16 protein-coding genes are annotated in these 18,161 nt (G+C 56.3%); 7 read left to right on the top strand and 9 right to left on the bottom strand.

The annotated features are described in order from the left end of the window. Positions 1-37: 37 nt before the first annotated feature. On the bottom strand, positions 38-655 hold the full coding sequence (locus ACIPL2_RS32550; RefSeq protein ID WP_401364192.1) for a response regulator transcription factor: 618 nt from the start codon (positions 653-655) through the stop codon (positions 38-40). 996 nt (positions 656-1,651) lie between these two features. Between ACIPL2_RS32550 and ACIPL2_RS32545 the strand changes: the two genes are divergently transcribed. The 4 genes from ACIPL2_RS32545 (at position 1,652) to ACIPL2_RS32530 (ending at position 4,300) form a co-directional block, all read left to right on the top strand. Continuing rightward, positions 1,652-1,969 (top strand): DUF2388 domain-containing protein, encoded by a 318-nt coding sequence (locus ACIPL2_RS32545; RefSeq protein WP_401364189.1) that lies wholly within the window; start codon positions 1,652-1,654, stop codon positions 1,967-1,969. A 355-nt stretch (positions 1,970-2,324) separates the two neighbouring features. After that, positions 2,325-2,999 (top strand): DUF3313 domain-containing protein, encoded by a 675-nt coding sequence (locus ACIPL2_RS32540; RefSeq protein ID WP_401364186.1) that lies wholly within the window; start codon positions 2,325-2,327, stop codon positions 2,997-2,999. 194 nt (positions 3,000-3,193) lie between these two features. After that, complete coding sequence (locus tag ACIPL2_RS32535) at positions 3,194-3,382, top strand: carbon storage regulator (RefSeq protein ID WP_401364184.1); 189 nt, start codon at positions 3,194-3,196, stop codon at positions 3,380-3,382. 456 nt (positions 3,383-3,838) lie between these two features. Further along, the gene (locus ACIPL2_RS32530; RefSeq protein WP_401364181.1) at positions 3,839-4,300 is read left to right on the top strand and encodes a hypothetical protein; all 462 of its coding nucleotides are present in this window, start codon (positions 3,839-3,841) and stop codon (positions 4,298-4,300) included. Positions 4,301-4,768: 468 nt separating this feature from the next. On the opposite strand, the gene ACIPL2_RS32525 is transcribed toward ACIPL2_RS32530, so the two are convergent. The 3 genes from ACIPL2_RS32525 to ACIPL2_RS32515 all read right to left on the bottom strand — a co-directional run bounded on the left by ACIPL2_RS32525 (position 4,769) and on the right by ACIPL2_RS32515 (position 7,984). Further along, positions 4,769-5,404, bottom strand: coding sequence for a DUF1120 domain-containing protein (locus ACIPL2_RS32525; RefSeq protein ID WP_401364178.1), 636 nt, complete (start codon positions 5,402-5,404; stop codon positions 4,769-4,771). Between the two features lie 331 nt (positions 5,405-5,735). Further along, positions 5,736-7,313 carry an EAL domain-containing protein gene (locus ACIPL2_RS32520; RefSeq protein WP_401364176.1) on the bottom strand — a complete coding sequence of 526 codons (1,578 nt, stop codon included), beginning with the start codon at positions 7,311-7,313 and terminating at the stop codon, positions 5,736-5,738. After that, positions 7,310-7,984: a DUF3313 domain-containing protein gene (locus ACIPL2_RS32515; RefSeq protein WP_401364173.1), complete on the bottom strand. Its 675-nt coding sequence runs from the start codon at positions 7,982-7,984 to the stop codon at positions 7,310-7,312. Before ACIPL2_RS32515 ends, ACIPL2_RS32520 begins: the two co-directional genes overlap by 4 nt. Before the next feature lie 721 nt (positions 7,985-8,705). On the opposite strand from ACIPL2_RS32515, the gene ACIPL2_RS32510 reads away from it, so the two are divergent. Together ACIPL2_RS32510 and ACIPL2_RS32505 are read left to right on the top strand one after the other, a co-directional pair. Next, a complete protein-coding gene (locus tag ACIPL2_RS32510) occupies positions 8,706-9,518 on the top strand; it encodes a transcriptional regulator (protein ID WP_401364171.1) in 813 nt (270 codons plus the stop codon). Beyond that, entirely contained in the window at positions 9,497-9,994 is a 498-nt protein-coding gene (locus tag ACIPL2_RS32505) for a hypothetical protein (RefSeq protein WP_401364168.1), read from the top strand. The genes ACIPL2_RS32510 and ACIPL2_RS32505 overlap by 22 nt, the downstream gene beginning before the upstream one ends. Before the next feature lie 191 nt (positions 9,995-10,185). Here the strand turns inward: ACIPL2_RS32505 and ACIPL2_RS32500 are convergent, their stop codons facing one another. From ACIPL2_RS32500 to ACIPL2_RS32480, 5 genes are all read right to left on the bottom strand, one after another. After that, entirely contained in the window at positions 10,186-11,418 is a 1,233-nt protein-coding gene (locus ACIPL2_RS32500; protein ID WP_401364165.1) for a hypothetical protein, read from the bottom strand. Next, entirely contained in the window at positions 11,408-14,026 is a 2,619-nt protein-coding gene (locus ACIPL2_RS32495; protein ID WP_401364163.1) for a fimbria/pilus outer membrane usher protein, read from the bottom strand. Before ACIPL2_RS32495 ends, ACIPL2_RS32500 begins: the two co-directional genes overlap by 11 nt. Before the next feature lie 6 nt (positions 14,027-14,032). Next, the gene (locus tag ACIPL2_RS32490) at positions 14,033-14,791 is read right to left on the bottom strand and encodes a fimbria/pilus periplasmic chaperone (protein WP_401364160.1); all 759 of its coding nucleotides are present in this window, start codon (positions 14,789-14,791) and stop codon (positions 14,033-14,035) included. Positions 14,792-14,821: 30 nt separating this feature from the next. Next, positions 14,822-15,364 (bottom strand): fimbrial protein, encoded by a 543-nt coding sequence (locus tag ACIPL2_RS32485; RefSeq protein ID WP_401364158.1) that lies wholly within the window; start codon positions 15,362-15,364, stop codon positions 14,822-14,824. Positions 15,365-15,478: 114 nt separating this feature from the next. Continuing rightward, positions 15,479-16,066: a fimbrial protein gene (locus ACIPL2_RS32480; protein WP_401364155.1), complete on the bottom strand. Its 588-nt coding sequence runs from the start codon at positions 16,064-16,066 to the stop codon at positions 15,479-15,481. Positions 16,067-16,395: 329 nt separating this feature from the next. On the opposite strand from ACIPL2_RS32480, the gene ACIPL2_RS32475 reads away from it, so the two are divergent. Beyond that, entirely contained in the window at positions 16,396-18,138 is a 1,743-nt protein-coding gene (locus ACIPL2_RS32475) for a ShlB/FhaC/HecB family hemolysin secretion/activation protein (protein WP_401364152.1), read from the top strand. The last annotated feature ends 23 nt before the right edge of the window (positions 18,139-18,161 follow it).

The raw sequence follows: 18,161 nt of genomic DNA, 5'->3' as shown, positions 1-18,161 counted from the left end.
GGGACTCCTGTCCTCGAATGGTTCGTCTGCGCACGGCTCAACTCCACGTCAAGCTCCGACCGAAACTGATCAACTCGTGATTGCCAGCCATTCCCAACTTGGCGTTGAGGCGATTGTTGAGTTTTTCGGCATCGGTCGCGGTGATCATCAGGGCTGACGCAATACTGTCGTGGCTACCGCCCAGGACCAAGCAGCGAAGCGCAACGATCTCCCCATCGGACAAATCGCTGGCGACGCCAGCGGTGGTTTGGTAAGGAAACAACATTCGCCCCTCCAATACCTGCGCAATGGCATTCAAAATCAACGAGACGCCGGCATTTTTGCTAATAAAGCCCTTCGCACCCAGACGGATACAGCGATAACTGTAAACATTGGCATCAAGGGTGCTTAGCACGAGCACGGGTAACGAAGGATGATGCTCGCGCAACTGTCGCAAGGTGGACAATCCCTCCATCAAGGGCATATCCAGATCCAGTAACACCAGTGACGGCGCACAGCTTTGGGCGAGACGCAGTGTCTCAACGCCGCTGCAGGCTTCGCCGGCCACAACGTAGCCTTCGCGCAACAGGCGCATGGCCAATACGGTACGAATGACGGGATCGTCATCGGCAATCAGAATGCGGCCCTCACCAAGTTGATTCCTTTTTCGGTACATGTGGTAAACCTTGTTGTGGCGGGTGGGTATATTGAGTCAACACTAATGTTCCAGTTCAAATGGCGACCTTCAAACTCCTGGGGTCCAAGATCCCGCAGTAGAGCAGCCACTTCCCTTTGCGATACTGTCACAAGGCCACTACCCGTAGCCATATTCCGCATCGTAGCGTCAATCAAGCGTTTATCACCAGAGCAAACTCAGACAGTCCCCATATTCTGGGCGCCGGTTCAGCGACGAAGTGCTCACAAGAACTGTTGGCGATCGTTTCAGCGCAACGAATGAAAGCCGATATCCCCGCGCAAAAACCGCGGCGACACAAATCTATGCTACCCGTGTACGCCTTGCCAAGATGCAGGGTATTAGCCCGATTGGACGTAGGGCTTACCTGAATGAGGGGCAAAAACCAGCGAATCACCCCCGCAGTGGATTCAAGGGTGCATTTTTCGAGAAGCTTGACATCGGCACGTGTGACCCCTGTTTTCTGCTTTACAGACGGCCGATTATCACGCTAACAACGATGAGTCAAGCCAAGGTGAATCGGCGCGACTGTTGCCAGGGGCTGGATTCTTTTTTCCTGGCGATGATGGCGCGACGTCCACGGCCATTCCCCGAGCCGTCCGCTGAAGGGGTTGCGGCCCAACGCGCTGTCCCAATACGAAAACGGCAGTGCCAATCACGGTGAAGGCCTTGAGCCCCGAGCGCACCGATGCATGCCCAAGACTGAGCCGCGCTACAAACCCGCGCCTAGAAGACCGACCCGGCCCAGTTCCTCTCGGGTTGCCGGTGTTTATTTGCAGGATTTGCCTACAGCCATAGCACGGCTTTTGACCTCTAATCGTTTCAGGTCCTTTAAACACGGTCTGTACGTAACGAGCTTAGACGCGGCGGCATGCCCAAGGACAGTTTTCTGCAACTGGCCGACGGTCTCACCGGCGTCGACATGACGGCATATTCGTCCAGCGCCCAGGCTTACCTTTATCACCACAGGAACCCTCTATGCTTCGTTTCATCTGTTCAGCAATGGCCGCTCTACTGCTAGTTCTGGCGGCGAATGCCCAAGCGTCCAGCATGATCAGTGCCTCCATTACCGGGGCGCTAAAAGGGACGTCCAATGCCACCTCCAAACTGTCGTCCTCGCTCAAAGACAATAAAATTGTACTCGCGGCCCAGGATGACGCGGCCAGCTTTGTGGCTACCGATGGAGTCATTCGCGGCGCGCAGCTGGAAAGCGCCTTGCAATACATTCGTCACACCACGCCAGAGCTGAACCCATTGAGCGACGACGAGCTGGCCCGCGCCATCCTGGCGATCTGAACAGACCCGGCGTCGTGATTGCACACCGCCGTTTGACAACCAGTCGCGCCAAGGCGCGCCGTATCCGATGAGTGAACGCCTGTCGAGAATAGCGTCGCTTGCCGCCACCGAGCCCGGGGATGTCGATCAGTTCGCCGCCCCTCAGGCACGATCCGACGTGGACACTCCCGGCGATCGCGATGCACGGTCCAGGTGCTTGAACGGTGACACGTGCCGCCGCATGACACGGGCCTCCCTCGGCACTGGCTGGTGGAGAGTTGGCGCTGACGCCACCGGGTAGCGTCCAAGCGGCCACCTACTTCGTCCTTTTGAAACAGCTTCGCAGCCCTAGATTTTGTCCAAAGGAAATAACCAGATGAACGCCTCCCGAAAACTTTTGTTTGGCATGCTAGTGAGCACGTTGTTGCTCGGCGCTTGCACCTCCAAAATTACCAGCAAAGCCGAATACTCCGGCTTTCTAAACAGTTACGAGGATCTGAAAACGGTCACCACGCCAAGTGGCGATAAAGCCCTGCGATGGATCAATCCGACGTGGAATCCGGATGCCTACGATACGGTCGCTTTCCAGCAACTGGAATTGTTTCCGTCGCCCCAGCCCAATGAGCGCGTGGACCAAGCGACCCTGGATCAGCTACAAACCTACATGACCACCAGCGCCAGGAACGTCCTGAGCCAAAAATACCACTTGCTGACCCATGCACCCGCAGCCCCGGCCAATGCTCGCGTCCTGCAGGTTCGCGTCGCGATCACGGGCGTCAGTGCCTCCAACGAAGGCATGAAATGGTATGAGGTGGTGCCCGTGGCCGCGGTCATTGGCGGAGTGAGTGCGGCCACCGGCCACCGAGATCAGAACACCGAGCTGTACCTCGAGGCCGAACTGGTCGACGCACGGACCTCGCAGATAATGGCCAAAGTCGTGCGCAAAGTGTTTGGCGAACAGCTTAAAAATGCCAGTCAACCGGTGACTGCACAGGTGTTCAAAGGCGCGATCAAGGCGCTTACCAACGATCTGCAGGTGTTCCTTCGCTAGGAGGGCGCCTTCCTCGGATTCCGACGCCTGTCCAGCCCGCTTAAATCCAGCGCGCTTAGCGACGACCTGGACTGGCGAGGGCGATGATCCATGGCGACGAGCCTTGGATCAAGCCGATGTGTCGAACCCGGCACCCGCCCTTGGCTCCTCGCAATTTGGCAACCCGTGAAATTCTCCCTCTTGGAGGAGCAGACATGCTCATACTGACCCGACTCCCCGGCGAACGCATATTTATCGGCGATGACATCGTGCTGAAAATCACCAGCATCGACAGCGACACTGTTCAACTAAGCCTTGACGCGCACCCGTACATCCAAATTGAGAGCAAAGCACAATCCTTGCGCGACCGAAATAAAGGCCGTCCGGACCCTCAGGCGAAATGAACGGAGCAAAATCGGGCGCGCCATGCATAAACAGGGCTGATTCGCCAGAGTTCCTGAGCCCTTCATTGCGCGTTCCGTTACCGCCTCCGAAATCCCGCTCCCGGGAGTGGGCCTGCAAGCTTGCAGCCCTGGGCCTGGCGATGCTCACCGGGACGGTCATCGGTTTACTGTCAGCGTTGATCTTTTACCAATTTTTAGGTCTTTCTTAGGCCGTCATCGCCGGGAACATTCATGCGGTTCGCATGGTGGAAAGATTAGCAATGCGCTGTTGCAGCGGTACTCATGCTGGGTGGAGCACCCGCACCACCTTTCGGCGCCCATCAAACCGCGGACCAGGCAGGGGCGTGTGCTGGACCGATCGCCCCTTCAGACAATGGCATCAAGCATTCGCCACGACATCAACACCCGGCCCGAGCGAAGGCTGTTTACGCATCACAACTCCACAGGACGCTAATTATGAAATTATGTGGCATGACCGTGTTGGCGGTTAGCTTGATTTTCAGTGTGTCGGCAGGGGCCGCGACGGTGGTCCCGCTCAAAAATCAAAGTTCCGATACGATTCACAAAGATACGGAAACCTGTCGCACCCAAGCCAATGATCAACACCCGATTTCCACGGATGTGGCCGTCGGTGGCCGGGTTCGGGGGGCTGCCACCGGTGCAGTGGCGGGGGCTACAGCCGCGCAGATCAAAGGCAATCAACATGAGCGCATCTATGATCAACTCAGTCACGGCACCCAGCAAGATTATCGTCAAAGCCACGCGGTCAGCGCCGCGACCGCAGGAGCAGTGGTTGGCGGCGCCAGACAGCGACACCAACGCCAACAAGACATGGCGGCCACCGATCAGGCGGTGAGGGCCAACAACTCAGTGTACAGCGCGTGTTTGCAGCAGCGCGGTTATGACGTGCTGCCTTAAGCTGCGCGTTGCTTCAAGCCGGCACAGCCCGCCACCATGTGGCGCGTCGGCAGTGGAGGCGTCCTGCTTGGCCGTACCACTTTTTCGTGAAGAGGATGGTTCCGTGCACTTCGCCTCGCGAGCTTCGACCGTGCCCGCAAAGGGCTTATAAGCGGGCTCTGCGCTTGCAGCCCCCCAACGTCAGCGACGTTGGAGGCATGGCAGAAACAACGCAGGGGCGGGCCCTCAGCTGGGTAAGCACCGAGGGGGCGTCAAGAGTTCGATGCATAGGGAGCCCCTCCAATAGATCGAGCCACAACCAGGAGGCCCTTACGTAAGTTGCGCTGCCACCCCACGCAGTTCGCGCCAGACGCTACTGCGCTCCGTAAGCGCCGACGCGGTGTTTTCGGCGCCTGGCATGACAGTCTTCTCCCAATCCAGCAGCAGCTCCGCTGCCAGGGACACTTCCTCGTACGCTAACGCTCACGTTTACAGGTAAATAAGCTCAAAAGTGGCCGAGCCATCGAGGTTGATTAGGCTATTAGTGTCCAACGTATTGCGCGGCTGAATATGGTAAGCGACCGCAACCAGGGTTGAGGCGGTTGTCAGCGCTTTGGGCGCCGTGGTTGGGGTCGTCGCGGAATCAAAGGCGTATGTGTTGGAGCCTAACGCATAGCTTTTAAGCAGCGCGGCCGACGCATCCGCCCACGTGCTGCCATTATTCACCGAGACTTTGACCAGTCCGGTGGCAGAATCGGCCAATATGGTCTGGAGCGCCATGTCGTAATAGCCAATCGGATTGCTTGCGCCATCCAAACCTAAGCCGAAATGATCAGATCCAATGCGCGCCGCGGGCACGCTGGTTGCTCGGTTATCGACCAATCTAAAGCCTGCATAAGAGGGGGCCGCACAGGTAATACTCAGCGTTTGACTGAGTCGCTGAGGGGCATCCGAGTCGCCTGATGGGGCCAATATAATCTCGCCAAAATCGACCAGACCATTGCCCGTCATGGCAATATCGCAAGCGGGCGGCGAGATGATGCCCGTCACGGTAAGGTCCACCGACATAGCCGCCACGGCGGCATGCGTTAAAAGGCACAGTGGCAACACCAATAGTCTTTTCATACGTCGCTTCCAAAAGAAAAAGTAAGTGAATGCAGCTGAATGATGACTTCCTCGTTGATAACGACGTAGCTGAACATCAGAGCGCACGCCAGAGATAAACGCTGAGCAGATTCCATCTGCTTAATCGCGATCTCTGGGTCCAGTAAGCGTCATCGCAGCAGACTTTTCTGTAAGGCAATACTGAAACATCGCCGTGTAAGCGGCCAATGCGGGCGTCCAACAATGAGAGCTCAGTAAGAGGCTGGCACGCCGTAACGGCCGTCCGGCCAAAAACGAGGTCTTTGAAGGTAATAATCAGGGGAGGGCCTCACCGCTGAGCAGCCGCGGCTCGTTAAAGAGACGAAGGAGACCCGGCGGCGCGTTGGTGCGCGAGTTGGCGCGCAGGCAAAGCAGGGGAGTATAACCAGCCCTGCGCCAGCGTGACCCCAGCCTGACTGAGCAGGTGGGCCTGCTCTGTGAACTCCACCCCTTCCGCCACCACGCTATAGTGCATCGCCTGGGCAATACGCAGGACCTGTCGCCACATGGCATTGGACGCATGGCAGCGGTCGAGCGTTAAAAAGGAGCGGTCGATTTTAAGAATATCGATCGGCAGCTGTTCCAAATACGCCAAGTTGGAATAACCGGTGCCAAAATCGTCAACGGCGATGCGATACCCCATGGCTTTCAGCCGCTGCATCTGTGTGGCCGCGACCTCCTTGTCCAGCACCACGCTTTCGGTGAGTTCAAACACAATTACCGCGGCAGGGACGTGGTATTCACTGAACAATGCGCTGACAAAGTCGCTGAAATGACTGTCGGCCAAATCCTCGGCCGACAGGTTGATGGTGATGTACAAACCATCGCAGTATTGAAAAAAAGCGGAATATTCCTCGGCGACCCGCCGACATATCCAGCGGGTCAACGCACAGGTCAAGCCGCAGCGCTGGGCCTCGGCGACGACCATGGCAGGACTTAGCGCCTGCCCCTTGACACTCCAGCGCAATAAGGCCTCGGCGCCGCGCCAATCCCCCGTGCGAAGATCGACGATCGGCTGATAGTGGAGGGTCAAACGATTGTGGCGCATCGCTCGCGTTAGCTGCGCAGCCAGCGACAATTGATGCCGATAAACATAGCGCCCGAACTGCACAAGGCCAAAGCCCGTTAAACCGCTGGCGAGTAACACGGCGAAAAATATCATCCACCGCGCCTGGTTGATCTCGGTCACCGGTTCACTGACGACGCCGAGTAAATTGGGCCATGGTGTGGCCAGCGTGAGGTACCAGTAGTGATCAGTGGTCGCCAGCCGGCCTATCGGTGGTGATCGCTCAATGGCGAGTGGCGCATCAACTTGAGCCATCACCACGTGCGCGTCGCGCCCATCAATGAGTCGATAAGCCCTAGATGAGGGGCTGGGCAGTCCATCAAAGAACAGCTCCTTGTTCACCCAGACAAACGCCTGATCTTGGGCAATGACAATATAATCCCGGTTCACCTCGCCGGTGAGGCTGTTTGGAAACCAGTACCCGCGATTTCCTCGCGGGTAATAGCTGATCGCTCCTTTGCGCGGCAGGACGGCCGTGGCAAGCGGGTAACCATACGATGAGCAGACGGTACCGTCGGGCATCTGCAGAGCCGCCTCATACACATACCGATCGGCTCTGACCGCTGTCGCCAAGGCCTTGAACACCGAGACCGTACAGCCTTTATCCGAGACGCTGAGCGCGCTCATCGCCGCCAAGACGCGGTTGACCTGCTCGTCGATCTGCTGAGCCCGTGCATGGACGTCGAGGACCAGTTCGCCCATGCCGCGCACCGTTTGCACCTGCGTCAACCGGTCACTGACTAACCAGGTCACGGCAACCACGGTCAGGGCGCCGGGAATCCACAGCGTCAGTGGCCACCATCGCCCAAGCGCCGCGCCTTTCATCGAAGAAACGCCCCCAAGTCGCCAGTGACGGCGTTGATCGCCACGGTGAAATCATCGGCGGTGATTGGCGCCTCGCTGTTGTTGAGGTCGCGACCAAAAACTTTACGCACCACTTTTGCCACCGGCAGGTGGGTCTCGGCGTCGACGAGAAAAGCCTCGATATAAAGTTCTGAGTGTTGGCTACGATGCCCCGTGGCTGCCGCCACCCCTCCCACCACAGCGGCCAGCGGCATCGCTTCGTACCACTGCATACCTTGGTTCTCGGCGCCAACACCAGTAATGGCGGCGTACAGGATCAGGGTTTTACTGCCCACTGGCACGGCATTCAGCGAGTCCACTACGCGGTAATGCTGCGAAAGCGCATTTCGAGCGCTTTCGCTGGCCTCGTTCTGCAAACGATCAAACGTTTGCAGGTCAATGCGATCGGTGGCCTTAGGAAGCGGGTAGATGTCCAGGTAGTCAAAAACCACAGTTGAATACCGGTGCGGATTAAAGCCTGGAGCGACCCAACGCAGGACAGGTTGCCCAGAGGGCGATTGGGCAGGTTTGAGTTCACGGTAGCTGTCGAAGTATCCGGAAAATTGAGTGTTCGGTGTGACCGTGGACACGCAACCGGACAGCAGGACGCTGCCCATAACCATAACAGCGCACACCTTGCGGAACAGGTTCATTCAGGCGTCCTTGATTACGATTGTTATGCAGCGACTGAGCAGATGCCAGGTGGTTTTTTGCCGGTTGCAACCCTCAGCAGTCAGGCGATGCCCGCTGCAGGTCTCGGCTTGGGGACGTCCTGAGTGGTCGTTACTGAAATGGGGGCGGACAGGTCGTGGGTCCGCACAGGGCGGCTCTTGAAAGAGCCGCGATACGGAGGACGCACAACCCAATCGGCACCGACGACCACAGGATCACCGGCTGTAGCCCATTGAACCGCAGGCTTTGCTCAGTCGCTGTAGGGAAATCCTTAAAATCGGACGCCGCCGAGGCTTATCGGCACCGGTGTGCCCAACTCCGGCGCGGCCTGAGCGTTGAGGCAATGGCTCGCGGAATGACCACCAGGTTTTCGCTCATGGTCCGATCAGCCTCTCACTGGCCGTCGGGCTTGCGGCGTTGAAAGGGCGGTAATGGAGCAGTGGCACGTGACGGAAGTGACACCATCTCGCGCCCAGCCCGCGCTGCCAGCGCATGACCATCACTTGCAGGATTACCCTACAGCCAGCTATCCCGTCCGTGCAGTTCAATTTAAAAAGAAAAAATGACAGGCTTAAATCGCCACGACACACGGCAGAACGGTCAATGAGCGTTATGCACCATTGCCCTTGAGCGGCAACCTCACTTTCTCGATGTGATCGATGACGAGGGCACCTCATAAGCTCATCTGACGGGAGTTCCAGCATGCATTATGTGTTTCGATTAAAACGGGGAGAAATGGTGACGTTCAACCCGGAGGACTCCACCTTGTCCATTCTGTCATCGAACGAAACAGTTGATCACACCACACTGGGTAGAGCCGAATCACGCCTGCTGAGTTTTCTGCTGAGCGCCCCTGGCAGTGTTAAAAGCAGAAGCGAAATTGTCGAGCACGTGTGGGATGACCGCGTCGTCGCCTCGGGCAGTTTGAATCAAGCTATTTTTTCGCTCCGGGCCATCCTCAACGACAGCCGGGAGCATGAGATCTTGATGACGGTGCCTCGACGAGGGTATCGCTTTAACCGTCAGTATGTCATTGACGACTCAGGCCATATCGGTGACCCCGGGGATCCTCAGGTAGGCCCGACACCCTCGGATGTGACCCATCTCCCCTCCATCGATATGCCCCCACTGTTATCGGCAATGCAACACATGAGCAATTGCAGAAAGTTGATCCTCGGTTATGCGGTTGTGCTGCCCTTGCTCGTGGTGGCGCTGGTTCAGGCACCTCACACTGAAGACTCCCGAATTCAGATTACCGACGGACACCATGACAATGTGACGTTACATTTTATTGCGGCCACACGCGATAAGGCGTTGGCGTTTCAAAACACGCTGGCTCGTGACCTGGCCAAGCTGCCCGTTACGTTAAAAGGCGAGGTCTGGCTCCTTCACAGCAAAAACACCTATGCCGTTTCATGCATCCGTGCAGATGGCAGCACCATGAATCTCAAGTTCGAGCACAACACTATAAAACCTATGGAGGTTGTTCAACAGTGCCTAGAATCCGCGCTCTGAAGGCCTTTTTATACGTCACGATACCCTGGCTCATGTTGGGTGGTTTAGCCTGTATATGCGCCGCGCTTTTGTATTCACCGCTGGCCGCGCGCAAATACAACGGTGAATACCAGACCTTCTTTAAACAATCCTGGCCCAACGTCGAGCCAGTGACCGAAGAGTTCCTGACGCTCAATCAACAAATGTTTACGTTAACGGAAATTCACCAAGTCGACGGGACCACCCATTATGAAACCTTCTATGCCGACATACTCAACTCCCACCCCCTCGGCGGGCAGTTACAAGTGAAGAACGTTCTGACCGATCAGCGCTCACAGTGGAGCCCGTACAAAGAAAATGCCGAACTCATCGCGCGATATCAGTATGCCACCCAGCCCGGCGCGGTCCTTAACTTTCAAGTGCTCAGTGCCTCCAACGACGAGGCTCTGTGTTTGTACATTTATGAATTGAGTCGCCTGCGCTGCATGAACCCCTAACGCCCCACCAGCCGGTGAGGGTTTGGCGGAGGATCGCCCGCCCCATGTCGCGTACGGGTTGCCAGGCCCCCTGATAACCTTGCCCGATACGCCTGCACCCGATACCGCCCTGGCTCAACCGGACGCGGTCTATCGGGTCCACGGTCAGCCTGCCCCTGGCCGCTGGCGACGACGCCAGTGCGGCCTCACCCTCAGAAGATGTTAATGGTAAACGCATAATTCACCGAGAAGGCGCCGGGGACCAGAGGCGAGCCATTTTTATAGTAGCGAAACGTGATCGGAATGTTTAACACATCGCCGTTGAATATGTTGTTTTGCAGGTATTGGGTTTGAAACGTCGCGCCATCGTCGCTGGAATATTTACCGGTTAACGGCTCACCGGGACCACCCAGCGGTTGATTAGGATAGGTCACCCCAAATTGGACGGGCACGCCCCGCATCAACAATTGGATGCCCAGGGTACTGTCAGCAGAGGGCAACGCCACACCGTCTTCCGGCCCCGGAAATGCGGTATTAAAGGACACTTCCGGCATGCTTTGATTGGCCAAAGCCTCGCAGACAAAATACCACCCGGTCTCATTCTGGCTGGTGCTAATGGCACCCTGATTGCCCACCGCATTGAAGTCCGTGACATTGACACTTTGCATGGTGACCAGACGCCCCACATTAGCGCCCCCGACACTGCCGACCTCACACGTGGGGGTTCTCACCACCAGGCTCGGAATGTTGTTAGGCGCAGTGGCGCTGGGCCGCAGGTTGGTCGAGACAGCGTTACCGGCATCTGACGTCATCTGATTGAGTGTCAGGTCATAAATTTTGAATGCGCCGCCGTTGCTCACGTTCAGGTAGGTGGTCACCCCGGGAGTCGTCAAAAACGGTCCGGTGCGCACCCAACTAGCTCGAACCGTGAACGGCACGTAGGTCACCACACCGGAAGGATTGACATTGGCGGTTGGCGCCGCCACGACGATGGAATTGGCAACCGGCCCATTACTTTTGCCCGGAAATTGCAAGCGCAATCCCACCCCCGGAACATTGCTCGGCACGGTGTAACCGCTACCGTTGGGCAAGGAGCCGGGGGGCGCGACGAACAAGATTTGCACTTTGTGGCCAAATGCTGTGGACGCCACCGAACAGCCACCCAGGGAGGTCGTCGGCAAACTGATGTCCGTCATGAGGGCGTTGATCGGAACGGTGGCCGCATCCATCCACGACGGGGGACCATTGCCGCCGGTGTCGATGTTAAAAATCGAGGACAGGATGAAGGGACTGTTCACGCTGACACTGCCGTCCGTGCCATTGAGGATAATCGAGCACCCTCCTGCGTAGGCGCTGCCAGCGGAACAAGCCAGGTAGACGCCCAGCAGGGCGGCCAGGGGCGATGCCCAGCGTCTTTGAGGGGATGTTGCCAGGTTATTGGACATGGGCGGTACTCAGCGCAAAAGGTTCACAAATCCCTGTGGCCTGGGCCATGGCAGCCATCCCCTTGGCCGTAGGCGCTTTCTTGGTCAACGTATAGTTGATCACACAGACATCGGTTTTATTCAGCGCAATGAATAGCTTGCCGGTGGACTCGATGCCGCGAACAAATATGTGACCACCTTGCCCAACGTAACCCACAGTGCTGCCGTCGGGAGCGTCCCTGACATCCGCACCAAAAGGCAGCGGCGAACCGTTACTTAAGGTGGAGGTGATCAATCCGGAGGTTTTTTGTGAAGTCTTGAACTTGACTCGCACAATGGCCCCGGAGGCGGGAATGGTCTCATTACTGGTGGAGTCCAATTGCACGTCGGTCGACAGCCCCAATGGATCCAGCTCTACGCGATTGCGCGCATAGGGCGTCAGCGTCGGAACAACGCCGAAACCGCTATCACCGACCTTGGTTCCGTAACCGTTGAGGATTTTTGCCTGTGCCGCATGTTCGGCCTCCACCAGCGCCACGGTTTGCCCCAAGCTCTGGCTCAAGGTAATGCCATCGGCATGCACGAGCAGTCCGCCGGAAATACCGGCGTTGGTCTGTGTATAACCGTCACCTTTGGTGACGCCAACGTTGACATTGGCCAAGGCACCTTGATAGGCGCCGTTCATGCTCAAACTGCTGCTGTCGCCACTGTTACCCAAGGCTTGGCTGGCGGTCGCACCATAGGAGTACTGCCCATTAGCACCTGCCGTGCCGGTCAGCGTCGCTTGCGACTGCCCGTTGTTGTTGTCATCGAAGGTGTTGCGACTGGTCAGGTATTGACGATTGCCACTGTCGGACGGGAAGAGCGGCATGGTGAAACTTAAAATGTATTGGGTTGTGTTAAAGCCGTTTTGATTAATAGTGCGATCGACTTCGACACTGTAGTTGATATTTTTAAACGAATTGTTGTAGGTCATTTGATACAAACTGTCGGTGCCTGAACGATTCCAGTAATCGCGAGTTTCGCCGTTGAGGTAAAGACTGCCCCAGCCTTCACCCAATGATTGGGTCAGGTTGACACTAAATCGACTTTTTTGTTTGTCGTTGACCGAAAACACCGAGTTATCCCGAACGCTGCCGCCGTCACGCCGGTTATTTTCACTCTGGACCATGTCACTGAATGACCAATAGCCTTCAGTTGAATAGCGATAGCTGGACAAGGTAATGTTGGTCTGCGTGGCATCCAAAAGCTTGGAATACAGCACGCGCACACTGCTGCCTTCGTTCGCGGCGACATCGTCCAGAAGATTTTTCGCGTAGGTAAAGTCAGCCGAGAACGCACCGATGGGTGTGTTGAGCGCGCTGCCCAAGGCGATCGAGTGATAGTCCTCACTGGCCAAAATACCGCCATACGGCGTTAGGGCGTTATTTAGCCCGTAGGTGGTCGTAAACTGCGCCACCTTAGGCGTGTAATTATCCAGCCCCGGACCTTCAGCCTGACCGATGGCCGTAAAATAGTTGAATTGACCCGGGCGCAACAATTGTGCAGAGGCTGAATACGGTACGGTGTAGGTTCGACTTTGGCCGTCGGCTTCGGTAATGGTGACCTCAAGGTCACTGCCGTAGCCTGCCGGTGCCAGGTCTCTAATTTCAAAGGGGCCCGGGGCCACCGAGCGCTGGTACAGGGTCATCCCGCCCTGGGTAATGGTGACCTTGGCGTTACTGTTGGCCGTCCCGCGGACCACCGGGGCATACCCGCGTTGCGAGGCGGGTCGCATTCGCTCATCGGTTGCCATCATGGCCCCGCGAAAGTTATACGAATCGAAGACCTGGCCATCGGTGTACGTTTCCCCGAGCCTCAAGGTCGAGGCCAGCGATGGCACGTCCGTTTCCGCATAAGTGCGTTGGCGCTGATAGGTCTGAGTGTCGTCGTTACGACTGAGACTCGACAATTGACGAAAGCGCCACCCCTCATAGTTGAAACCGGCATCCAGTTGTAAGAAGCCGTCGGTCGTTTGTTGTCCCTGAGACTCGTTGCTGAACACGTTGAGGGCGTAGTTCAGTCGACCGGCAGTAATGCCGTTGTCCCACAACGACGGATCGATATAGTCAATCGGCCGCTCCGCCAGAAAAATCTGCGGAATTTCTATGTCCAGGCGCTGCTCACTGACATCGTAGCGCGACGAGGCCCCGGGAATGATCGCGCTGATGGGCTGGCAGGGGGGCAATGGGGCGTCGACCCCCATTACCCACAAACGTTGCGCCGCCTCCAGCTTGGTCATGTCCAGCGCAACAGTGCGCACTTGCAAAGGCGTCAGGCACGCCGTCGCGTTGCTACCGTCGGTGCCGGCGGTGAACAGTACGCTATGTTCTTGGTAGAAATTGTCATTGACATACAATTGGACCGAGTAGGTGCCAGGCGATACCGGGTTGCCTTTGGAAAAGCGCGAAAGGTCCACATGACTTTTATCGGCCTCGGCCCCCCACAGCATGCGCTGATCAAACTCAACGTCGGCATACTGTGCCTGGTCGCTGGCATGCGCCGCTGTGGGCAAAATCAACAGGGCACTGAAGGCTTGGGCAACACAAAAGAGGCCTTTAGGGAAATGAGCAGGGTTTATACGAGCCATGATGATTTAGTCTGCCCGGCCGTGAGAAGGCAGGGCCGTCGCTTTAAGTTCGGGTGTTCCGCCGTAGTCATTGACCGGAAAGTAGGTAATCGCATTGCTCGGCGTCGCAGTGTTGGCGCCTAGGGGTTTGAGCACCACCTCTGACAAGGGCGCCACCATGATGCCTTCGACGGCTCCGCTATCGCCTTTAACACCCAGCTCGACGCGTTTGAGAGAAACGTTGAAGGCGCTGGGGTTTTTCACCAGCAGGCCTCCCGGTTGCGCCTGCCAGACCAATTGTTCTGGCGCCGCCGCCGCGCTACCGGGCAAGCCTTCGGGGCGGAAAAATAATTTGATGCGGGTACGCAGGGAAAACTGCAGGTAATTGGTGTCACTGGTATCGCCCGCCGGCTTGGCGGGAATTTCCAGGACATTCAGCCAGAACACCGACTCGCGATCGGTGGGAACCGGTTTACTTTGGGTGTAGCGAACTCGCAAGGCGTGCCCTTTGTCTGGATCCATGCGAAAAATCGGGGTCAAAATCACAAACGGTACGTCGATTTTTTCCGGGCTGGACTTCTCATCGCCATCGTCAATCCAAGCTTGTACCAACCGGGGGGCTTTGCCTTTATTGGTCAGGCGCACCGTCACTTCCGCCGCCTTGGCTGGATAAATCACTCGCGTACCGTCAATCACGATTGAGGCGTGAGCAGTCGACATGCATAACACAATACTTAGAAATGTCGTCAACCAAGTAACGAACGAACAATTAGGGTGGCGATACATGGGTATTTCACCAATGTTGGGCCCGAAGGCCTAGAGATAATTAATGATGTAGGTGAGTGCACTGCTGACCGCGCCGGCGCTGGCCGCGGCAGTTGCGTAATATTGAATGTAAAAAGAAAAGTTGACGGCACCTGCCGTTGGCGCGGTAGGCGTTGCCGCGTTTTGCGAACTGCTGTCCAGGCTCAAGTTCACCACCCCCGAATTGCTATCGAGCAGCTGCAGTTCAACGGCGTTCGCCGGGTTTGAACTGGCCGTATTGCTGAGTCGACCTTGCGGGGTGATGGTGCTTTGCGTGTTCTGGAAATACGGCACCACCTCGCCGCTCGAACTGCAATTGGTCAAATTGAGGGTAAAACCCGTTTTACCGTCTACATTGCCTACCGAAGCCAGTTTGGCCACGGTGGTGGGAGGGAGAGCAACGATGGCATCCGCGGTGGCGCCGTTAATTCGCACTTCACACGTCGACGTTTTGAGTTCACCCATGACCGTAACGGTTTGCGTATCCGCCATCGTGACCAACGGCACCAACAGGACGAGCAGTCCCCCGCCGCAGTGATAAATAGGCCGCTTCATATAAGTACTCAGTCAGACGATGCACGGGCATCGACGATGACACTGCCAAGAAAGCCGACGTTCCTTCCGAGGCGGGCGGAACGCCGACAGGTTCTACTTAACTAATCCTGGAACTCAGTTGTAGCTCAGCACGTATTCCAACTGCGAAGTCACCAGGCCCGGAGTGGACTGGCCAGTGGCGTAGTACTGGGCGTAGTGAACCAGTTCGGCGGTACCGGCACCGGCTGCGCCAACGATGGTGGCGTTGGTCGTGTTTTGCTGACCGTCCGGCTTGGACAGGTCAATCGGCTGCAGGGTGTCGTTCAGCATTTGAATCTGAACGTTGCTAGCACCGCCGCTACCGGCGGCAGTCTGGTTATTCAAGCGACCATTGACATTAATGATCGGAGAAGCTTGCCAGAACGCATGCACAGTGGTGGCTGGCGTGCCGGTACCACCCGCCACGAGACCGCAGTTGCTCAGGTTCATGCGCACAAATACTCGGCCAGTGACATCCGCGGCATTGGCCAATGCGCTGCTTGAGACGCGCGGCAGGGTGATGGTGGCGTCAGCAGCACCGCCGTTAACAGAAACGTCACACGTGGTGTCCGTCACTTCTCCAGTGAAATCGATCACACCGGTATCGGCGGCCATTGCTGTTTGCGCCATTACCGTCGCCACTACAACGCTGGCCGCGAATGCAAACTTCTTCAGGGTCATCATAAAATATGTCTCTTCGAATTTATATAAGTAAGGAATTTTGAACTTAGGCCATAGCGCGTAAGTTTCGGAATGATAGACCGTTGCCAGGTCGGAGCGAAATAGCGATGAACGGCAAATAACAATTATTAAGCCACTCAATATAATACGCCGGGCGATCGCCGGGATTGATTTATTTTGACAATTAAAAATAACAATTTTTGATTCTGGCGAAGTGTGCCGCGGCGCGTAGGCTTTGTGTATGTTGGGCTTTCATCTGAACACTATTGAGGCATGGCTTGAACGCATCTTTCAACAACTATTTATTATTTTTGGGATCACGAGGAGCCGCCATGAGTTTATTGGAAAGTAAAAGACGCTTTATTGCCTCAGCGCTTTTACTCCTAATTGCGGCCCCTCCTTCATGGGTGGTCGCGGCACCTCAACAAGCCACGCCGGCGAGCCGAGAACAGGATCAACAGAATAAAATTTATCAAGACACCATGATCAAGCGCGCCCTGAGCGAAGCGCGTCGCAGCCCGGAAGGCTTGGTCGATGAACCCGATCAAACGGTTGAGCCCGCGGCTATCCGGGGCGGACCGAGCTTCATGATCAACCACATCGAAGTGGACACCGGCCTGTACGCAGCCGACGCGGTGGAGATTGACGACATCTTGCAGCGTTACACCGGGCGAAAGCTCGACGGCGCCGACGTATTCTACCTGGTTCGCGATATCACCAATCGTTATAGCGCGAAGGGCTTTTCGACCACGGCAGTGAAGGTCATTCCCGGCAATATGAAGTCTGGGCTCTTAACCTTGGTGATTGACTGGGGACTGGTGGAAGGCTGGCTGGTCAATGGGAATGCCCCCAGCTCCAGTGCAGAAAAGATGATGACGTTCCAAGCGATGCCGGGCGTCGTCGGTCAGCCGCTTAACATTTTTGATTTGGATCAGGCGATCGAAAACCTTAACAACGGCGCGAAACGGGCCACTATCGACGTGGTGCCGTCTAAACGCTCAGGTTATTCATTCCTGAATATTGTCACGAGCCCTACCAAAGCCAACACCGTTTCGCTCAGCATGAACAACTCAGGGGTGAATTCTCCGAGCAATGGGCGCTATCAATACGTGTTGTCGTCCAGTCTGAATGACTTGTTACTGGGCAATGACTCGTTATCGGTCTATGGCAACGGGCGGCGCTTCCAGGATGACGAGCATAAGTCGGAATACTCCGCAGGGGTGAATTACTCCTTCCCGGTGGGTTACAGCCTCGTTGAACTTCGCTACAGCGACTCGTATTACAGCAACATCCTGAGCGGTGATTTCGGTGAGTATGCCACCCATGGCGACTCGCAAACTTACGATGTCAAGCTGTCGCACACCTTGTGGCGCGACACGAATACCAAAATTTCCGCGTATTCGCAGTTGGAGCGCAAAGAAAGCGCGAACTACTTGGAAGACACGTATTTGGAAGCCAGCAGCTTACGGTACAACGCGCTGACCATGGGCTTGCAAATGGTCAATAAACTCCAAGGCGGGGTTTTATATGGCGACTGGAGTCTGACCCAAGGCCTGACGGCGTTTGGCGGTAGTGATGCGGCCTTTGAAAAAAATGGCAAACCCACCAACGTTAGATTGTTCGCTTTTAATACGGCCTGGTCAGGCCCCCTGCAACTGTATGACCTGGGTTTTGAATACGCCATGCACGTCGGAGGCCAGTATGCCCAAGACAGCACGGTGACCACGTACAAGCAAGGCATTGGTGATGAATACACCGTCCGTGGTTTTCAGGGGCCCGCTTTGTGGGGGGATCGGGCCATCTTCATCAACAACACCATAACGCTGCCAATCCAATCGAGTTACGGCAATTTTTCTCCGTTTGTTGGCTTGGATGCGGGCTACGTTGATGAAATTTATGAGCAACCCGGGTATGCCGAAGACGCCACCATTGCTGGTGCAAGTATCGGCACGCGGCTGGCCTGGCCGCACGCCATGCTCGGTTTTACGTTGTCCCGTCCACTGATTACCCCTGACTTTATCCAATCCAATACCTCGCCTTACATCACGTATGTCAGCGTCAGTATTTTCTATTAATGCGAGTAACCCGCTTCACTTTG

The organism is Pseudomonas sp. NPDC086251, assembly GCF_044746405.1.
Lineage (GTDB): Bacteria > Pseudomonadota > Gammaproteobacteria > Pseudomonadales > Pseudomonadaceae > Aquipseudomonas.
Note: the sequence above shows the minus strand (reverse complement) of the source record. Positions and strands in the feature narration are given on the sequence as shown.

Coding starts and splice junctions, on each gene's coding strand:
- ACIPL2_RS32550 (WP_401364192.1), bottom strand. CDS start 655: ATGTACCGAAAAAGGAATCAACTTGGTGAGGGCCGCATTCTGATTGCC.
- ACIPL2_RS32545 (WP_401364189.1), top strand. CDS start 1,652: ATGCTTCGTTTCATCTGTTCAGCAATGGCCGCTCTACTGCTAGTTCTG.
- ACIPL2_RS32540 (WP_401364186.1), top strand. CDS start 2,325: ATGAACGCCTCCCGAAAACTTTTGTTTGGCATGCTAGTGAGCACGTTG.
- ACIPL2_RS32535 (WP_401364184.1), top strand. CDS start 3,194: ATGCTCATACTGACCCGACTCCCCGGCGAACGCATATTTATCGGCGAT.
- ACIPL2_RS32530 (WP_401364181.1), top strand. CDS start 3,839: ATGAAATTATGTGGCATGACCGTGTTGGCGGTTAGCTTGATTTTCAGT.
- ACIPL2_RS32525 (WP_401364178.1), bottom strand. CDS start 5,404: ATGAAAAGACTATTGGTGTTGCCACTGTGCCTTTTAACGCATGCCGCC.
- ACIPL2_RS32520 (WP_401364176.1), bottom strand. CDS start 7,313: ATGAAAGGCGCGGCGCTTGGGCGATGGTGGCCACTGACGCTGTGGATT.
- ACIPL2_RS32515 (WP_401364173.1), bottom strand. CDS start 7,984: ATGAACCTGTTCCGCAAGGTGTGCGCTGTTATGGTTATGGGCAGCGTC.
- ACIPL2_RS32510 (WP_401364171.1), top strand. CDS start 8,706: ATGCATTATGTGTTTCGATTAAAACGGGGAGAAATGGTGACGTTCAAC.
- ACIPL2_RS32500 (WP_401364165.1), bottom strand. CDS start 11,418: ATGTCCAATAACCTGGCAACATCCCCTCAAAGACGCTGGGCATCGCCC.
- ACIPL2_RS32495 (WP_401364163.1), bottom strand. CDS start 14,026: ATGGCTCGTATAAACCCTGCTCATTTCCCTAAAGGCCTCTTTTGTGTT.
- ACIPL2_RS32490 (WP_401364160.1), bottom strand. CDS start 14,791: ATGTATCGCCACCCTAATTGTTCGTTCGTTACTTGGTTGACGACATTT.
- ACIPL2_RS32485 (WP_401364158.1), bottom strand. CDS start 15,364: ATGAAGCGGCCTATTTATCACTGCGGCGGGGGACTGCTCGTCCTGTTG.
- ACIPL2_RS32480 (WP_401364155.1), bottom strand. CDS start 16,066: ATGATGACCCTGAAGAAGTTTGCATTCGCGGCCAGCGTTGTAGTGGCG.
- ACIPL2_RS32475 (WP_401364152.1), top strand. CDS start 16,396: ATGAGTTTATTGGAAAGTAAAAGACGCTTTATTGCCTCAGCGCTTTTA.